The organism is Leptodesmis sp., from assembly GCF_052746595.1.
This window is the reverse complement of record NZ_JBRAGO010000023.1, coordinates 17,536-34,141: the sequence shown is the minus strand read 5'-3', so window position 1 is coordinate 34,141 and position 16,606 is coordinate 17,536. Positions and strand designations below refer to the sequence as shown.

22 protein-coding genes are annotated in these 16,606 nt (G+C 50.6%); 15 read left to right on the top strand and 7 right to left on the bottom strand.

Annotated features, from left to right (window positions below):
* A partial coding sequence (locus tag ACUVQO_RS07305) for a pentapeptide repeat-containing protein (RefSeq protein WP_445925246.1) occupies window positions 1–96 on the bottom strand: 96 nt, incomplete at its 3' end.
* A 14-nt stretch (window positions 97–110) separates the two neighbouring features.
* Entirely contained in the window at window positions 111–1,016 is a 906-nt protein-coding gene (locus ACUVQO_RS07300) for an alpha/beta fold hydrolase (protein WP_445925229.1), read from the bottom strand.
* Window positions 1,017–1,195: 179 nt separating this feature from the next.
* Between ACUVQO_RS07300 and ACUVQO_RS07295 the strand changes: the two genes are divergently transcribed.
* Window positions 1,196–1,624: an FKBP-type peptidyl-prolyl cis-trans isomerase gene (locus ACUVQO_RS07295; protein ID WP_445925228.1), complete on the top strand. Its 429-nt coding sequence runs from the start codon at window positions 1,196–1,198 to the stop codon at window positions 1,622–1,624.
* 492 nt (window positions 1,625–2,116) lie between these two features.
* Here the strand turns inward: ACUVQO_RS07295 and ACUVQO_RS07290 are convergent, their stop codons facing one another.
* The gene (locus ACUVQO_RS07290; protein WP_445925227.1) at window positions 2,117–2,374 is read right to left on the bottom strand and encodes a hypothetical protein; all 258 of its coding nucleotides are present in this window, start codon (window positions 2,372–2,374) and stop codon (window positions 2,117–2,119) included.
* 166 nt (window positions 2,375–2,540) lie between these two features.
* Here ACUVQO_RS07290 and ACUVQO_RS07285 point away from each other — a divergent pair, with 166 nt between their 5' ends.
* From ACUVQO_RS07285 to ACUVQO_RS07255, 7 genes are all read left to right on the top strand, one after another.
* Window positions 2,541–3,407: an urease accessory protein UreD gene (locus ACUVQO_RS07285; RefSeq protein ID WP_445925226.1), complete on the top strand. Its 867-nt coding sequence runs from the start codon at window positions 2,541–2,543 to the stop codon at window positions 3,405–3,407.
* 18 nt (window positions 3,408–3,425) lie between these two features.
* Entirely contained in the window at window positions 3,426–3,728 is a 303-nt protein-coding gene (gene ureA, locus ACUVQO_RS07280) for an urease subunit gamma (RefSeq protein ID WP_445925225.1), read from the top strand.
* Window positions 3,729–3,893: 165 nt separating this feature from the next.
* Window positions 3,894–4,199 carry an urease subunit beta gene (gene ureB, locus ACUVQO_RS07275; protein ID WP_445925224.1) on the top strand — a complete coding sequence of 102 codons (306 nt, stop codon included), beginning with the start codon at window positions 3,894–3,896 and terminating at the stop codon, window positions 4,197–4,199.
* 283 nt (window positions 4,200–4,482) lie between these two features.
* Window positions 4,483–4,962, top strand: coding sequence for a hypothetical protein (locus ACUVQO_RS07270; protein ID WP_445925223.1), 480 nt, complete (start codon window positions 4,483–4,485; stop codon window positions 4,960–4,962).
* An 18-nt stretch (window positions 4,963–4,980) separates the two neighbouring features.
* Window positions 4,981–6,174: a DNA replication/repair protein RecF gene (recF, locus tag ACUVQO_RS07265; RefSeq protein WP_445925222.1), complete on the top strand. Its 1,194-nt coding sequence runs from the start codon at window positions 4,981–4,983 to the stop codon at window positions 6,172–6,174.
* Between the two features lie 35 nt (window positions 6,175–6,209).
* Window positions 6,210–7,148, top strand: coding sequence for an ABC transporter permease (locus tag ACUVQO_RS07260; RefSeq protein WP_445925221.1), 939 nt, complete (start codon window positions 6,210–6,212; stop codon window positions 7,146–7,148).
* 280 nt (window positions 7,149–7,428) lie between these two features.
* The gene (locus ACUVQO_RS07255; protein WP_445925220.1) at window positions 7,429–7,725 is read left to right on the top strand and encodes a hypothetical protein; all 297 of its coding nucleotides are present in this window, start codon (window positions 7,429–7,431) and stop codon (window positions 7,723–7,725) included.
* A gap of 74 nt (window positions 7,726–7,799) precedes the next feature.
* Here ACUVQO_RS07255 and ACUVQO_RS07250 read toward each other — a convergent pair whose 3' ends face one another.
* The gene (locus ACUVQO_RS07250) at window positions 7,800–7,946 is read right to left on the bottom strand and encodes a hypothetical protein (protein ID WP_445925219.1); all 147 of its coding nucleotides are present in this window, start codon (window positions 7,944–7,946) and stop codon (window positions 7,800–7,802) included.
* Window positions 7,947–7,997: 51 nt separating this feature from the next.
* Window positions 7,998–9,713 carry a CTP synthase gene (locus ACUVQO_RS07245; RefSeq protein ID WP_445925218.1) on the bottom strand — a complete coding sequence of 572 codons (1,716 nt, stop codon included), beginning with the start codon at window positions 9,711–9,713 and terminating at the stop codon, window positions 7,998–8,000.
* Between the two features lie 305 nt (window positions 9,714–10,018).
* On the opposite strand from ACUVQO_RS07245, the gene ACUVQO_RS07240 reads away from it, so the two are divergent.
* The 7 genes from ACUVQO_RS07240 to ACUVQO_RS07210 all read left to right on the top strand — a co-directional run bounded on the left by ACUVQO_RS07240 (window position 10,019) and on the right by ACUVQO_RS07210 (window position 15,232).
* The gene (locus ACUVQO_RS07240; RefSeq protein WP_445925217.1) at window positions 10,019–10,585 is read left to right on the top strand and encodes a hypothetical protein; all 567 of its coding nucleotides are present in this window, start codon (window positions 10,019–10,021) and stop codon (window positions 10,583–10,585) included.
* A gap of 24 nt (window positions 10,586–10,609) precedes the next feature.
* Complete coding sequence (locus ACUVQO_RS07235) at window positions 10,610–11,029, top strand: hypothetical protein (protein WP_445925216.1); 420 nt, start codon at window positions 10,610–10,612, stop codon at window positions 11,027–11,029.
* Window positions 11,030–11,440, top strand: coding sequence for a hypothetical protein (locus ACUVQO_RS07230; protein ID WP_445925215.1), 411 nt, complete (start codon window positions 11,030–11,032; stop codon window positions 11,438–11,440).
* Between the two features lie 87 nt (window positions 11,441–11,527).
* Entirely contained in the window at window positions 11,528–11,869 is a 342-nt protein-coding gene (locus ACUVQO_RS07225; RefSeq protein WP_445925214.1) for a hypothetical protein, read from the top strand.
* A gap of 134 nt (window positions 11,870–12,003) precedes the next feature.
* The gene (locus ACUVQO_RS07220) at window positions 12,004–12,603 is read left to right on the top strand and encodes a DJ-1/PfpI family protein (RefSeq protein ID WP_445925213.1); all 600 of its coding nucleotides are present in this window, start codon (window positions 12,004–12,006) and stop codon (window positions 12,601–12,603) included.
* A 3-nt stretch (window positions 12,604–12,606) separates the two neighbouring features.
* On the top strand, window positions 12,607–13,602 hold the full coding sequence (locus ACUVQO_RS07215) for a caspase family protein (protein ID WP_445925212.1): 996 nt from the start codon (window positions 12,607–12,609) through the stop codon (window positions 13,600–13,602).
* Window positions 13,589–15,232, top strand: coding sequence for a tetratricopeptide repeat protein (locus ACUVQO_RS07210; RefSeq protein ID WP_445925211.1), 1,644 nt, complete (start codon window positions 13,589–13,591; stop codon window positions 15,230–15,232). The genes ACUVQO_RS07215 and ACUVQO_RS07210 overlap by 14 nt, the downstream gene beginning before the upstream one ends.
* A 27-nt stretch (window positions 15,233–15,259) precedes the next feature.
* On the opposite strand, the gene ACUVQO_RS07205 is transcribed toward ACUVQO_RS07210, so the two are convergent.
* Window positions 15,260–15,811 carry a DUF456 domain-containing protein gene (locus tag ACUVQO_RS07205; RefSeq protein ID WP_445925210.1) on the bottom strand — a complete coding sequence of 184 codons (552 nt, stop codon included), beginning with the start codon at window positions 15,809–15,811 and terminating at the stop codon, window positions 15,260–15,262.
* Between the two features lie 108 nt (window positions 15,812–15,919).
* Window positions 15,920–16,579: a cofactor assembly of complex C subunit B gene (locus ACUVQO_RS07200; RefSeq protein ID WP_445925209.1), complete on the bottom strand. Its 660-nt coding sequence runs from the start codon at window positions 16,577–16,579 to the stop codon at window positions 15,920–15,922.
* Window positions 16,580–16,606 lie beyond the last annotated feature (27 nt).

The following is a 16,606-nucleotide window of genomic DNA, read 5'->3' as shown; positions in this document are numbered from 1 at the left end:
CTGTAAGTTGGCTCCTGCTAGATCGGCTCCATACAGACTGGCCTCTTGCAGGTTAGCGTCCTGCAGATCAGCCTGCCGCAGTCTGGAGCCTTGCATCTGGATTTCCTCACTCAGGAAAAAAATTTATTCAACATCGGCAGCAGCACAGCCATTAACTCATCCGCATATTCTTCATGCAGGCCCAACGAACCGGGCATCCGGAGTACCTGCACCCCAGAAAAATGCGCCACAATTTCCATTTCTTCCCTGGACTTGGGCGGCGTTTGTTCGCCGATCACCATCAACACCGGGACAGGCAGCGGTTGGAAGTAGTCAATAAACTGCATGCGATCGCGCACCGGATCCAGTGCCCCTGTCACGAAAGCGACTGAGGCAAAGCGTGCCCCCCGTCCACAACTGGCCTGCCATTTCTCCGCCATCAAAGAACGGGTAATATGTTTGGGATCAGCGTACACATGCCGCTGATACATCCAGCGCAGAAACCAGAGCAGGGTATTCAGAAAATAGAGGAACTGGCCCAGGATGGGCAGCCGGACGATTTGCTGGAGTACCTTGTAAGCCTTGCGATGCTCTCCCATAGCTGTGGGTAAGGGGCCGCGCCAGGTCGGAGCCGTGAGGATGACGTAAGACCAGGGGACAGGCGATTGTTGGGCTAACTGCATCACATAACCCGCGGCATGGCCACCTGCAATCACCACCACCGGATCGGAGAACTGAGATCGGACGAAACTGCGTAAAAATTCGTGATACACCGCAGGTTGATAGTCAATGCCAGGGCGATCGGATTCGCCAAAACCGGGCCAATCCACAGCAATCACCTGAAACCGCTTAGCTAACTGGGCGGCCAGACCCCGCATTTCGGCCCGACTGGAAACCGTACTGAAGGCAGGCAGCAGCAGAATTGGCTGTCCCTCCCCTAAGACCTCATAAATCACCGAAACTGGTTTGCCTTTCCAGTTCCAGGCATACGTTTGAACAATACCACCAATTCCTAAGCTGACGGACGATCGCGACATAAAAGATTGACTGGCAGACACACGACAATAGTTAGGTGGGCGCTAATAATCTATCGCTGATCGGTACACCAGGGATATAGGTCTTTTCCCACAACCTTAAGTTTATCGGTCAAAATAGGCAGAAGTGGAAAGAGCGATCGCACCATAACAGAATACGTGTACCGTGAAGGAGCATAATCATGCCACAGGCAAAACAAGGGGATACGGTCAAGGTTCATTACACTGGCAAGCTAGATGATGGCACGGTGTTTGACTCTTCCCAGGAACGGGAGCCTTTGGAGTTCACCATTGGCACAGGCAGCATTATCCCTGGCTTTGAACAAGCGGTGATTGGCATGTCACCGGGCGAATCGAAAACGGAAGTGATCCCACCCGATCGCGCCTATGGACCTTACCTGGAAGAAATGGTCTTACAGATCGAACGTCAACAACTCCCGACCGATCTGGATCCGGAGGTGGGTCAGCAACTACAACTGCAACATCCCACGGGCGAAGTGATCCCTGTGATTATTACAGACGTATCATCATCCACAATCACTCTGGATGCCAACCATCCCCTCGCAGGCGAAGACCTCACGTTTGATATTCAACTGGTTGCGATCGCTTAATGAGCGATCGAGACAGAAGGCAGAGGGCAGACGAAAAACTATCTTCATGAAAGACCGAGTCTGGGTCATGAGGAACTTTCTGACTTTTCTGCCTTCTTCTCTCTGGCAAGCCTGTAAACCAAGTCCAGCTAGAGAACAGGAGTTTTTCCATAAGAGAAACTATGGTTCTGGATTTGGACAAGGTTTAAATCAATAACATTGAAGAATTTTGTGGGATCAGGTAGATGGCAAACTGATTGACTGACCAAAGTTCTGAAAGGCTCATGTCTCTGTTGTCAACTCGCCCTAAAATTTGGGGCTAACAGCGCAAGTCCGTTCGAATAGACTGAAACTCTTGTCCAGTCATCTTTAGATGACTTTGGCTATGAGCCAGGAAATTGATTTTCTGGTGAGGCAGTGGGTGTTCAGGAGATTTGTCAGTCAACCAGGATTGCAAATCATGATTTTGGTTCCCCCTAGAGCACATCCCGTTCAGGCATTGCGTTACGCTCTCTAAGATTTCTCAGTGACTGTCTGTGGATATAGGCCGAGTTGCTTGGCTAATTCCCGCGCAACATGCACCAGGAACCGGGCGGCATCAGGATTGTCATTATGGGCAAACCCGGAGGCTACTTGCACCATAATTTGTACCAGATCGGCATTCAGCAATTCAGGATGGGCATCTAGTACTTCAGGTTCCTGCCCATTAGGGCATTGCAGCAGTTGTTCAATCAGACGAATGTAGGGATTTTGCTGAAGCTCTTCCATCATTTTAGGAACCTTTTGGAGTAATGGATTCCTCCTATCCTACGGGAGGTCATTTTCAGCCTTCTGCCTGCTATTAGCTCAGTACTCGATCGCTTGATTTAGCCTTCTACCGTACTTTCAGAAAAAGTTCAGGTTGGGGGGCGGGAATATTCTGGTATGGTTTATGGGCATGAATAGAACTCAGCTCAGCGGATTGCCAACCTCTCATCCGGTCTCGTCCAACTGGCAGGGCCATCTGGAACTTGCCTATGGTCGTGTGGGCCAGGCCACGCAGATGATCCACAGCCATATGCAGGCTCCTTTGAAAGTGCAACGATCGCTCTATCCCGAAGGGGAAGAAATTTGCCATACCGTGATGTTGCATACGGCTGGAGGTATTGTGGGGGGCGATCGGCTAGCAGTCAAGGTTCATCTACAGCCGGAAGCTCAGGTCTTGATGACCACCGCCGCCGCCCACAAAATCTACCGCACCAATGGCCAGGAAGCCCAACAGACGAGCCAGATTCAGGTTGCCGCCGCCGCCTGCCTGGAATGGTTACCCCAGGAAACGATCGTATTTGACCAGGCTCTGTATCGTCAGGCAACCCGGATTGAATTAGCTCCTGGTGCCCAGTGGCTGGGTTGGGAGTTGACCCGCTTTGGCAGAACGGCACGGGGAGAGCAGTTTTTGGCTGGAGAGTGGCGATCGCACACGGAAGTCTGGCAACAGGGAAAACCGCTCTGGATCGATCGCCAGTGGTTGCCAGGGAGCCAGGAAACTTTTTACAGTCCGCATGGCTTGACGGGATGTCCGATCGTGGGCAGCTTTGCCTACATGGGCCAGGACGTGTCCCCCGACCTGGTGGAACAGGCCAGAGCGTTGTGGCAGGGCGATCGCGGTGAAGCAGGAGTAACCCGATTGATGGCTGGTTTACTGTGCCGCTACCGGGGTGCCTCTACAATGGCAGCACGCCAATGGTTAATCGCCGTCTGGCAACTGGTAAGAAAAACGTATCTGCATCGTTCGACTTGTATTCCCAGAGTCTGGCAACTTTAGCATCGGGAGTGATTGAGAATGCAACTCACGCCTCAAGAAAAGGACAAATTGTTAATTTTTACCGCGGCCTTGTTGGCTGAACGTCGCAAGGAGCGGGGGTTGAAGCTGAACTATCCCGAAGCGATCGCCTACATTACAGCAGCCGTGCTGGAAGGTGCGAGGGATGGCCGCAGCGTAGCGGATTTAATGAGCTATGGAGCAACCCTGTTGAAACGAGAAGACGTGATGGACGGGGTGCCGGAAATGATTCATGAAGTGCAGGTGGAAGCGACCTTTCCTGATGGCACAAAGTTAGTGACAGTGCATAATCCCATTCGCTAAATGTAGCCCATGCTCACCGATCGCCTCCTGTTGGTTCCCCACTGACAGATTCAACGCAGTGAGCATCAGCCAGAGAAGACGAAAGCACGATGAAAGTAGCTTTTGTCATCTACAAAGAAAAGATTTGTCAGCAAATGGATGATCAAAACAACTAGGAGATAGACAATGATTCCCGGAGAAATGTTTGTTGAAGAGGGTGACATTGAACTGAATGCAGGCCGAGCAACCGTAACAATCACGGTGGCGAATACGGGCGATCGTCCTATTCAAGTCGGTTCCCACTTCCACTTCTATGAGGTCAACAATGCGCTGCGGTTCGATCGCGAACAGGCTCGTGGGATGCGCTTAGATATTCCCGCTGGTACGGCAGTCCGGTTTGAGCCAGGCGATGAAAAAGCCGTCAATCTAGTTGCATTGGCTGGTAGTCGGGAAGTGTATGGTTTCAACAACAGAATTAACGGGCCGCTGTAGCCATCTCCCCATCTCCCCATCGGAAATTGAGGAACGGCATCGCAGTTACCTTGGCGACTGAAGTCGCGGCTATGGCGAGAAAACCTGCCGATGCAGGTTACTGAAAACCTTGATCGTATTGAGTCTGCGTCGACAGACTGGGTGAGTGTCGCGGTTTTAACTGCCAGATACTTTTCAAGCGCTCTCTTACTAACCAATTTCTATGTAGAAAACCTGACGAAACCCTTCAGAACACGCTAGTTTGAATGTGTGATTTAGTTTTGGATTGTGGGAGGGCTAACCCGTGCTCAATCAGATTTGGGGAAAATTAGGCAAGCTGATTGGCGGCTTATTTCTGGTCGGGGGGGGAACGGTATCTCTGGGCCTGCTGTTGGGAATTGCGATCGCCCATCCCAGTGGCATTCTGCTGACCTTTCTCCTGACTCTATTGGCCTTTTTTGGTTTGACTCCTTTAGCGTTGGGTGGACTGTTGATTTACACCAGCTTGAAAGCTGAGCATCACGCGATCCGCGATCGCTTCTTCTACCTCCTGCAGGCCAATCAGGGGCGGCTTTCGGTATTGGATTTTGCCGTCGCTACTCGCCTGGAACCCGCGATTGCTCGCCAACACATGGATGCCTGGGCGAAGGAATTTGCGGCTGAATTTGAAGTAACGGAAACGGGTGACATCTACTATCTTTTTACCAATGCTCCGATTCCCCTTCCTGAGCATCGGTTTCAGGCAGTTGGGCAGGCCATTCGCGAAGTCTGGCGATCGCTCTAATGTCTTCTTGCCCCGCCCATGTATCTCCGCACCCTTCACCTTCGCCAGTTTCGTAATTATATAGACCAGCAGGTAGACTTTTCAGCCCCGAAGACCATTCTGGTGGGGGATAATGCTCAGGGAAAATCGAATTTACTGGAAGCGGTAGAGCTACTCTCCACGCTGCGATCGCATCGTACCTCCCGCGATCGAGACTTAATTCGGGATGACGAACCCCTCGCTCACATTACGGCCTCCCTAGAACGGGAAATTGGCACCGTTGATCTGTCCATGGTGCTGCGCAGTAACAGTCGACGCACAGTCGCTCTGAATGGTCAATCTCTGCGCCGCCAATTGGATTTTCTGGGAACCTTGAATCTGGTGCAGTTTTCCAGTCTGGATTTAGATCTGGTACGCGGTGGCCCGGAACAACGACGCGCCTGGTTAGACTCTCTCTTGATCCAACTGGAACCAGTGTATGCCCATGTGTTGCAGCAATACGTCCACATTCTCCGCCAGCGTAATGCCTTGTTAAAAAAGCGGCAGGAGGCATTCAACAATCCGCTTGTTCCGGTTCTGAGTATTGAAGGGAATAAGGACGATCGCGACTCTACCCCCACCTCCTCACCGGCTACGGAAATGGCACTCTGGGATGCTCAATTAGCCGTAGCTGGAACCCGCGTAATTCGCCGCCGAGCCAGAGTAGTACAGCGACTGGCCCCCCTGGCGGCACACTGGCACCAGGCGATCAGCGGCCATCAAGAAGAATTAGCCCTCACCTACCACCCCCACGTTCCCATGGAACAGGATGATCCGGCTGTGGTGCAGGCCGCTTTTCTGAGTAAGTTGCAAGAGCGGGCGATCGCAGAGCAGCATCAGGGCACCACCTTGGTTGGGCCGCACCGGGATGAGGTAGAGTTTACAATTAACCAGACTTCAGCACGACAGTATGGCTCTCAGGGGCAACAACGGACATTGGTATTGGCTCTCAAATTGGCTGAGTTGAAGTTGATTGAGGAGGTGATTGGCGAACCACCGTTGTTACTGCTGGATGATGTGCTAGCTGAACTGGACTTGCACCGGCAAAATCAGTTACTGGAAACGATTCAGGATCGCTTTCAGACCCTGATCACCACGACCCATCTCGGTTCCTTTGATGCTCAATGGCTGAAGTCGTCTCAGATTTTTGCCGTGAAAGCGGGTCATCTCCTCGCCTCTCCCCTGCTTGAATGAGCGTTAGTTTGACAGACCTCTCCCTTTCACAGTACATGGACAACAACCTCGTCTTCCTTTCCGACTACCTCTCTGCCAGTTTGCGCTTATCCATTCCCCTGGCATTTGCGGCATTAGGAGGACTGTTTTCGGAACGATCGGGCGTGTTGAATATTGCTCTGGAAGGGATGTTACTCACAGGGGCATTTGTCAGTGCCGCCGTCACCTTTGCCAGCGGGAATGTTTGGGTAGGGACGATCGCGGCGATCGTGGTCGGCAGCCTGGTAGGGATCCTCCATGCCTTTCTGAGTGTGACGTTGCGAGTTGATCAACTGGTGTCGGGCTTAGCCATCAATCTGTCAGCCGCCGGATTAACCGCTTTCGGGGCGCGGCTCGTTTTTAACCTGGAAACCAGCCAAAAATTGGCAGGGATCCCAGCGATTGCTATTCCTGGTCTGAGCCAGATTCCCCTCCTGGGGCCGCTGCTATTTAACCAGGATCTGCTGGCCTACAGCCTGTTGCTGCTGATTCCGCTGATCACTTATCTGCTCTTTCATACCAGTTTAGGGCTGACTCTGCGGGCGGTCGGAGAATATCCCAGGGCAGCAGATACGGCGGGCATTCGGGTAGCCTGGGTGCGGTATGTCAGTGTTGCCCTCAGTGGCATCTTGGCGGCCTTAGGGGGTGCCTATCTGGTGCTGGTGCATGTCAGGTTTTTTACGGAAGGGATGAGTGCAGGCAAAGGATTTATTGCCCTGGCTGCCCTGATTTTTGGCCGCTGGCATCCGGTTTATACGGCCCTGGCCTGCCTGTTGTTTGGAGCGACGGAAGCCCTGCAACTGCGGGTACAGGCATTCAATCTTGCCATTCCCTACCAGCTACTCACCATGCTGCCCTATGTCACTGCGCTTCTGGCTTTAATTGGGCTGGCCGGAAAATCCACGCCCCCCGCCGCTCTGGGCATCCCGTATGTCAAAGAAAGCACCGATGAGTAATTGGCCTGTGAAGGTTTTTTAATTCTAAAACTGGAAATCCAAAGTCTTTTATTCTATGACTAAAGATGTCGCCCGGATTGGGGAAGGCATCTTAACTGAATAAGAATTAACATTTTGTTAAAGGCTTTGGCGATCGCCGAATCGGCGCAATACCGTTCAGATCAGTAGGAAGTTGCAATTAAGGGCAGGAATATGAAACGTCTAATAGCTCGGGCTAGGGGTGTGGAGTGCGATCGCACTGCCAGCCACAGGGTTCGCTCAAACAACTAACGGGGAACGAATGCAGTCCGTTGCCGAAACTCGCATTGAGTTTCTGTTGACTGAACCCCTCTCACTGGATACCTCCAGTCAGGCTGCCAATGCTTCTGCCAGATTCAGCATCTATGATGCCACCCGGTTTAAGGAGGTCACTGCCTCTTTACGAGTAAAACCAGGCTCTGGTAGCAAAATCCTCAATATTATTCCTCCTGGCCTGATTTATACTCCATCCTCCCCCACGATCGATAACCGGGCGATTGATTTCTTTCAGGTTCCTCCCCCGGATCCGAGCGTAGGGATCAATCTCAACACCCAATAAGCCTCCCTGATTACCGGAGAGACTGCCCTGTTTGCTTCTCCACATAGTCCAGAATGGCTTGATAAGTATTGGGATCACTTTGCTTTAATCACGATCGTCACCGTCCCATCCATCACTGAAAAGGAAATACGGCCATTCTGCACATAGCAAAAGGCGCTGACCCGATCCAGATCGACAAGATAGGTATTGCGATCGTAGGTAAGCTTAATCCAGTAAGCCACAATGTCGTAAGAACAAGGTTTCTACACAGGGTATATGATTATACTTCACCCCTACGAAACCTCAGCCGCAGAGATCAGGGATGAAGTTACTGGATGTACCTCCTTGTCCTGTGAAGCTTCCGCTAAAGAGTCGGTATAGGAGTTAACACCAGCTCCTGCCAGGGATTCCGGTTGGGTTGCTAAGGCGGCCCGAATTAAACCTCTGAATAAAGGATGGGGCTGATTCGGTCGCGATTGAAACTCAGGGTGAAACTGGGTGGCAATAAAGAAGGGATGATCGGCCAGTTCAATAATCTCTACCAGGCGGCTATCGGGAGAAGTGCCACTAATGGTGTATCCAGATTCAATGAACAAATTGCGATAGGCATTGTTGAATTCATACCGATGGCGGTGCCGTTCGTACACCACCTCTTCTTTATACAGACTGAAGGCCAGTGTGTTAGGAGCCAGACGGCAGGGATAGAGGCCCAATCGCATCGTGCCACCCAGATCGACTACATCTTGCTGTTCGGGTAACAGGTTGATGACGGGATTGTGAGCCTGGGGATTGAACTCCGCACTGTTGGCATCTTCTAAATGAGCCACGTGTCTGGCCCATTCGATTACGGAACACTGCATTCCCAAACACAGCCCCAGGAAAGGAATCTGATGCGTACGGGCATACGTGATGGCGGCAATTTTGCCATCCACCCCCCGAATACCAAATCCTCCCGGTACAATGATGCCGTTAACTCCGGTCAGATACTGCTCTGCCCCATGCTCCTCAATATCTTCTGAGTTAATCCAACGTAGGTTGAGGGCACTGTTCAGTTCGATCGCTGCATGGCGCAACGCTTCTACCACAGACAGGTAGGCATCTCCCAGGCGCACATACTTACCGACGATCGCAATCTCCAATTGGCGGGTGGGACGGTACAGTCGCTCTACCAGTGTCGCCCATTGCGCCAGATCGGGATCTCGTTGTTCTAATTGCAATAACTCGATCGCCTGGTTCGCCAATCCTTCGCGCTCTAGAATTAATGGCACTTCGTAGATGCTGGCGGCATCGGGTGAGGCAATCACACATTCCGGAGGCACATCACAAAAGTTGGAGATTTTTTCCTTGAGTCCCGATGGCAGAGGGCGATCGCTACGGCAAACCAGGATATCCGGCTGAATCCCAATCGATCGCAATTCTTTGACGGAGTGCTGCGTGGGTTTGGTCTTCATTTCTCCCGCTGCCGGAATCCAGGGAATCAGGGTGACGTGCATATACAGCACATTTTGTCGGCCCACTTCTTTACGAAACTGGCGAATTGCTTCCAGGAACGGCAGAGACTCGATATCACCGACTGTGCCGCCAATTTCAGTAATCACGACATCGGGAGAGGTATTATTAGCGACGCGCAGAATTCGTTCCTTGATCTCATTCGTGATGTGGGGGATCACCTGCACGGTGCCGCCTTCGTAATCTCCCCGGCGCTCCTTGTTTAAGACCGCCTGGTAGATGGATCCCGTCGTCACACTATTCAAGCGAGACATAGAGGTGTCGGTGAAGCGCTCGTAGTGCCCCAGATCCAGGTCAGTCTCGGCCCCGTCTTCCGTAACAAACACCTCCCCATGTTGAAACGGACTCATCGTACCTGGATCCACATTGATATAGGGATCCAGTTTCAGGATGGAAACTGAATAATTGCGTGATTTCAGTAACCGTCCCAGGCTGGCCGCCACAATCCCTTTACCGATACTGGAAACGACGCCGCCGGTGACAAACACGAATTTAGCCATAAAGACAACTGGGCCAAGAGAACTTACCCCGTTCATTCTGCCATAGTCTCTCAATTCTTTGCTGCTGCAATTTCATTCGCTGGCTACAAGACAAATTGCATACCGGGTAGAAGGCGGCAATTTTCAAACAACCGACGGTGATATAGTTGAATGCAACATTTTACATATCACGTTCAGCTATCAGTTCTTGCCATTAGTCATGCCTGAATTTAAATCAAAAATCTTCACTCTCCTGAATAGCAAAAAAAGTACTGATAGGACTATTCTTAATTGCTCCGTTCCTGACTTATTTTGAAGTTATTTTTTTGAACTATACAATTTCTTTTAACGAAGCTTCTACTGATTTTTCGAAACGGTTTGGCAAATTATTACCTGTTGTCGATCCAGCTGCCGGAAGCCAGCAGGATCATCCCTGGTTATTCCATATTGGCATAGCTTTGCGGCAGGGAGAAATACCGTTCATCAATTTGGATAATGGCTTGGGGGCATTTCTCCTAGAGTCCCTTCAATCTGGGGTGCTTTATCCTCCCAATCTACTCCTGCCAGTGATGGATCTATCTTCTTCCCAATTTTTTGATCTATTTCAGGTGCTGCATATTTTGCTTCTGGCGATCGGCTCATTCCTGTTATTCCGACTCTATATTCGCTGGCAACTGGCTCTCATTTTAGCCTGTGCTTTTTCTTTAATCACTACACCTGCTGTTTTGCCTTATTTAATTGGCAAACGGGAGGGATGGATGCAATCTGTAGAAAGCACGGCGCGATCGTCGTTTTCCATCAGTCCGCAGTGGTTATTGAGCTGGCTCATCCCTTATATCAATGGGTCGCATCAAGCCTACTATCGCTCATCTATCAGTTCTAACTTCGAGTAGGCCACCTTTCCGATTCATCCCCTCTTGCTGTTTCTGGCGATCGCGGGTCTAAGCATTCTGATCTTAAATGTCGGAAAACTCAACTTCAGGAAAACCAATCAGTATCCCAATCAGCTTGTATTTCTAGTAACCTTAATGGCCGGAATTTTAGGAGTTATCAATATCTCTAGTTTCAGTCCATTTCAGAAAATTATTGCGACTTTACCCTTTGTCAATACGATTCAACTCACCAAATATATTAATTACATTCATCTTTTAATCGCAATGAGTGCCGTTATTGCCCTTTCCTGGCTGATTGAGATGCCGCTCCTGCGCCGCCGTCGGTTGACTGCGCTGGTCTTAGCGGTTTCCACTGGATTAGTCCTTCTCGTCGTCCTGTTTCAAATTACCGATCCCGCCTGGAAGTTCAGATTCGATCAGTTTGATCAAGTCCTTATGGCTTGAATGGGATCCATCGTTGCGATCGCGGCTTGCGTCATATTTTTAGTCACTGATTCTGCTCGTCCCAGATGGAATGTGTTCATGGGATTGCTGCTGCTGGCTTCTTTGGGGCTGAAACCGTTTGGCTTCCCCAAGGCGCTCACCCCCTACTCCCCCTTCCCGATCGCAGGCTTGGATTTGGCTCAAGAACGGATTTTGTCAAACGCCGACACTCCGAATACGAATCTGTTAAGAAAATACGAATGGCTTGAAGTTTTTGACCCCATCTTAAATCAGGCGTTTGCAACATTTATGTCCAGTAATTTCTCTGTTTTAAGTGAGAGCTTGCATCTGCAAATTCCTCCAAATCAGGTGATTCAAGCAGAGCAAATTCCTCTACTGCGATTCATGGGGATAACTTCAATGTATGGTTAGTATGGTTACACGATTGAAGACAATCGCCAGATTAGTCGCATTCAGGAATCTTTCATCAGAATTAAAGATCCCCTACCCAGGATATTTTTGATTAAAGATGAGGCCGCGATCGTGGCTAGTTGTCAGACCAAAAACTATGCTCAAGCTGTCGAGTTGATTCAAGCGGGAATGGCCAGTAAGCCAGTCAGTGGGGTGCAAAAAGGAGTCAATGACTTACGTTTTACCCTCGATCGCCCCGGTGCTGGCACATTAGTCTCCTTGCAAGCTTTCTCACCAGGCCGGGAATTGGATGGTCGATCAGCCACTCCATTCTGCACAGTTTTCAATTCCTGGAAAGGCGATTTCCAGGCCAATCAGCCCTATCGGGTGATGGAAGCCAACATTCGAGGACTGCTGCACAATCCTCCGGGTGAACAGTTGTGGTGTTAAATTGCCTTAAACTGCAAATTAAACCTTGTCCAAGTCCAGAACCACAGTTTCTCTTATGGGAAACCTTCTGTTCTCTAGCTGGACTTAGTTTATTTCCGCATTTTTGATTCATTTATTGCCACAGGAGCTTAAATATGGCTGGGAAAACAATCCTCATGCTGGTAGGAGACTTTGTGGAGGACTACGAGGTCATGGTGCCATTTCAAGCTTTGCAAATGGTGGGACATACGGTACATGCTGTTTGCCCAAATAAACGGGCGGGTGAAACGGTACGGACGGCAGTGCATGATTTTGAGGGTGATCAAACCTATAGTGAAAGGCCGGGCCATAACTTTACCCTGAATGCCACTTTTGCCGACATGCAGCCAGAAGCGTACGATGCACTGGTGATTCCAGGAGGACGGGCACCGGAATATATTCGGCTAAATCCAGAGGTGATAGCGGCAGTGCAACATTTTGCCCAGACTGGTAAGCCGATCGCGGCCATTTGTCATGGTGCCCAGTTATTAGCTGCAGCAAATGTGTTGCAAGGAAAACGGTGTTCTGCGTATCCGGCTTGTGGCCCCGAGGTTATCCGTGCAGGTGGATACTATGCCGACATTCCGGTGCATGAGGCCGTTGTGGACGGCAATCTGGTAACAGCTCCGGCATGGCCAGCCCATCCTCGTTGGTTAGCCGAGTTCTTAACCTTGCTGGGAACCCGGATTGAGCATACGAAATTGGCGGTTGTGTAACTCATGGAGAAGGCTGCACTGCTAGTAGGTGTGAGTTCGTGCCAGATGGATTTACCACCTCTCCGGAAGGCACGAACCAACGGGGAGGTGTTAAAGCGAGCGCTACAAAGCATGAACAATGGGTTTCAGGTGGAAACGTTGTACGATAAACCCCTCCCTGAAATGGCCGAGGCGATCGAGCGGTTTTTCAGGCAACGGGAAGGCGACGATCAGATCCTGTTTTTGTTCTCTGGCTATGGGATTCAGGATGTGGATGGTCAGCTTTATTTTGTTTCCCCTTCTACGGCCCTAGATGAGTGGGGCCACTTGCTCCGATCGCGCACGCTGCCAGCCAGTTTTCTGCTCAATATTATGAACAGTAGTCCCGCTTGGCGCCAGGTTGTTATTTTTGATTGTTGTTTTCGCCTCACGCTAGGAATTGCACCTGACCAGCCAGAAGTGCTCATGGAAAGTATTTTCGATCACATGATTGGTAATCGTCGGGTCATCCTAACCGCAACTACCTATACCCAACATGAGCCAGAACCAAAGAGTTTAGATGCCTGGAGCTATACTCGATATCTGGCCGAAGGAGCCAGCACAGGCTCCGCAGATACAGACTGTGATGGCTCCTTAACCGTTAAAGAATTGCATTGTTACGCCAAGGAAAAGTTGCGGATTGCGGCTCCCGATCAGCATCCTCAGTTTTATGGCTCTGAAGAGACAGCCAACCAAATGGTCTTGCAGGTGCCTTCTAGAATTCCCTCTGTCAGGTACCGCCAGTTTTTGGAGAAAATTACCCAGAGCAGCGAAAGCGAAATTGATAAAACTGAATTCCGCATTCTCACCGGACGTAATTTGTTGAACGATTTCCGCCATCATTTGGGTTTGTCTCTACAAGATGCAACGGAAATTGAAGATCAAGTGTTACGACCCTGGCGAGAGCGGCAGCAGCGGCTACAGTTGTATCAAGAAAAGGTGTCTAAATTGATGCATAGGGGACAGGATGAATCCGAATGAACAAGCTTATGAGGCACTGAAAAGGTGGCAAAAAGCACTGAGCTTGACCGATAGTGATACGCAGTTGATTCTCCCCAGCCCCGGTCAGGAAAATCAGTCACCTGCAAATCCTAAGGATCTGGAGTTCTATAAGAAGCAGTATCAGGAGGCGATGGAGCGCGGATATCCCCTCTCCGATCGCGATCGCCAGGAATTGGAATCCTTACGCCAGGTACTGCATCTCCGAGATGAGGATGTCCTGACGATCGAACAACAACTCGCTAGAACCGTCCTGCAAACCAACGAAACTACCGTTGAGCCACCCCGACTTGTAACCGATGCGGCCAGTCCACACAGTCCTGTCCCAGCAGATACCCATCCTGCATCCCGCTCTGCCGATGCAGAGGTAGGGACACCTGAAGCCACAAATGCCATGCCTCAAAATGCTGCTTCATCCCCAGGTAATTCCAGCTTGGAGCAAGTTCTCAGCCAACTTCCCTCCAATGTGCAAGCTGTGGTTAAACAAATGCTGAAAAAGGAGGAGACAGGCATTCCAGGGGCTGCTGCTTCGGGGGAAAGGGGACAACAACTCGCTGCCCATCCAGGTGAATCCGGAGTTTCAGGGGCTGCCTCGTCTGAGCCAATGGGGCAACAACCCGTTTCTGAGCCGGCTGCCAATACAGAATTTGCCTCGTCTGAAGTGATCTCTCCCAGCCAACCAGACTTTCAAGCTGAGATGGCGGCTAACAACCCTGCGGAGCAACCCCCTGCAGAGGAGCCAAGGACGCGGGCGCGAGTGAAGGTCGATCGCCGTCCTTGGCTGATCAGTATAATTCTCCTGGGTATGACTCTAGGCATTCTGGCGGGAGCCTGGTTAGCGGCCAGAACTTATTTAGTGCCTCCTGTTAAAGATCCAGAGGCTGCCGATCGCTTCTTTCAGTCGGGCACTCAACAAGCCAAACAGGGCCGGAACTCGCAAGCGATCGCAGATTTGACTCAAGCAATTCAACTCAATCCCAACGACCCCAATCTCTACCTCAATCGGGGAGTGACTCATTACCAGGAGGGTAATCTCACAGCCGCCCTGGAGGACTACAACAAGGCCCTGAACTTAAATCCTAATTTTGCTGAAGCCCTTAGCAATCGCAGCCAGGTTTATGTGGCCCAGCAGCGCTACGATGAGGCGATTAATGATGCCAGTCGAGCGATTCAGCTCAATCCAAACCTGACAGAAGCTTACCTGAATCGGGGAAATGCCTACTTTGGCAAAAATAATTTGGATGGGGCTACTCAGGATTATCAAAAAGTTCTGCAACTGAAGCCAGACCCCGCCAACCAGTCCAAGGCTTACAACAATCTTGGCAATATTAACGCTGCCCAAAACCAGTTGGATACTGCTATTACCAATTACGATCAGGCCATCCTCATGGTTCGTGGTTATGCCGATGCCTTTTTCAATCGGGCGCTGGCGCTGGCAAGAAAAGACCAGTGCGCAGACGCTATTCAGGGTTTCCGGGATGCGGCGAATCTTTATCAGAACCAAGGTAATTCTGAGATGCAACGACGTGCTGAGAGAAATGTGCAACGTCTGCAGAAGTGTACCCCTGCTCCTGGTAGCTCTCCTCAGCCCAACTCAACTTCATCTGTTTAGGAGATGGGGGATGAGGGCTTGGAGAGGTTAGCTGGCATAGGGCCAGGTTCTCACAAGAAAAACAACCAGGGTGACTAAAGCCAGGACAAATTGGAGGAGTTTGCCTACAACACTGCCTACAACGATTCCGATCGCCGCTTTCACAGCTTGTATCACATCTCGACGGTACAGAAACTCTCCAATCGCCGCTCCTGCTACTGAGCTAAAGATAATTCCCACGATTGGCCCGATCGGCCCACCGATCGGCAGTGTGGGTAACAGCCCCAGCAGTCCCAAAATTAGTCCAACGATCGCACCAACCTGCCCCCACTGGCTGGCGCCAGCATATTTTGCTCCCAAATAACCCGCCAGAAAATCAATCCCAATACTGACCAGCAGCAACACAACTGCTACTACCAGGGGAATCACGGTACTTTGAGTAAACCCAGCGACCAGTGCCCAAATCAGAGTTGCCAGCGCAACCAGGGCAATGCCAGGAAGGGCTGGAACGATCGCACCAATCACCCCAATTACCATAACAGCCACCAGAATCCAGTAGATGGGCAGCAGCACAGAGGCAGAGAGAACAAGAGAAAGCATGCAGTTTTGAGTTCTAAGTTTTGAGTTGGGAGTAAAAAATGAAGAGTTGAGAGTGAAGAGTTTTGGCTTTCCTTTGTCGATGACGAATGACGAATGACCACTGCCAGACTATCCACTGCCCACAGAAATTTTCCGACTCAAAGAATATTCTAGTTTGTCTGCGATCGCGGCGATCCATTGCTCATCCTGGCGGGTGTAACTGCGGGGAGCATTGGCTCCTAGAATTAACACCCCTTGCTTGCCAACAGGCTGACAAATTACGCCCTGGGTATTTTCTGGCAAATAGTTAAACTCAATCTTACCGGGATAGGTCTTCAGCGCAACCAGATAGACAGGCTTTTGTTTCTCCACTACCCGTTGCACGATCGGGCCAGGAACGACCTCTTGCCGATCGGGTAAAATACCTCGCCGGAGTAACACCTCGCCATCATACCAAAGGACTAATGAACGGGTAACAGTATTCGTCAGTAGCAAATGAGAAGCCCAGGCCAGTTCTGCTTGAATAAATTCTGGTAATCCCGGTTTTAGCTCAAATCTTTCTTTACCGATTAATTCCACACTGTCGGGTAAGCGGGGCTGAATCTGCTGCCATAGCAAACCCGTCAGGATCAAAATAGCGCAGGCAATCACGCCCAGAACATCCGAGCGAGCCTGAGAATCGGTTAACTCAGGTGTGAACAAGCGGTTCACAAACAACAAACTACCTGCAAGACTGCCTACCACGATCGGTAGCAGCCTTAAAACACGATTTGGATCCGATTGAGCCATGCCAAAATTCCAGGAGCATCTATACTG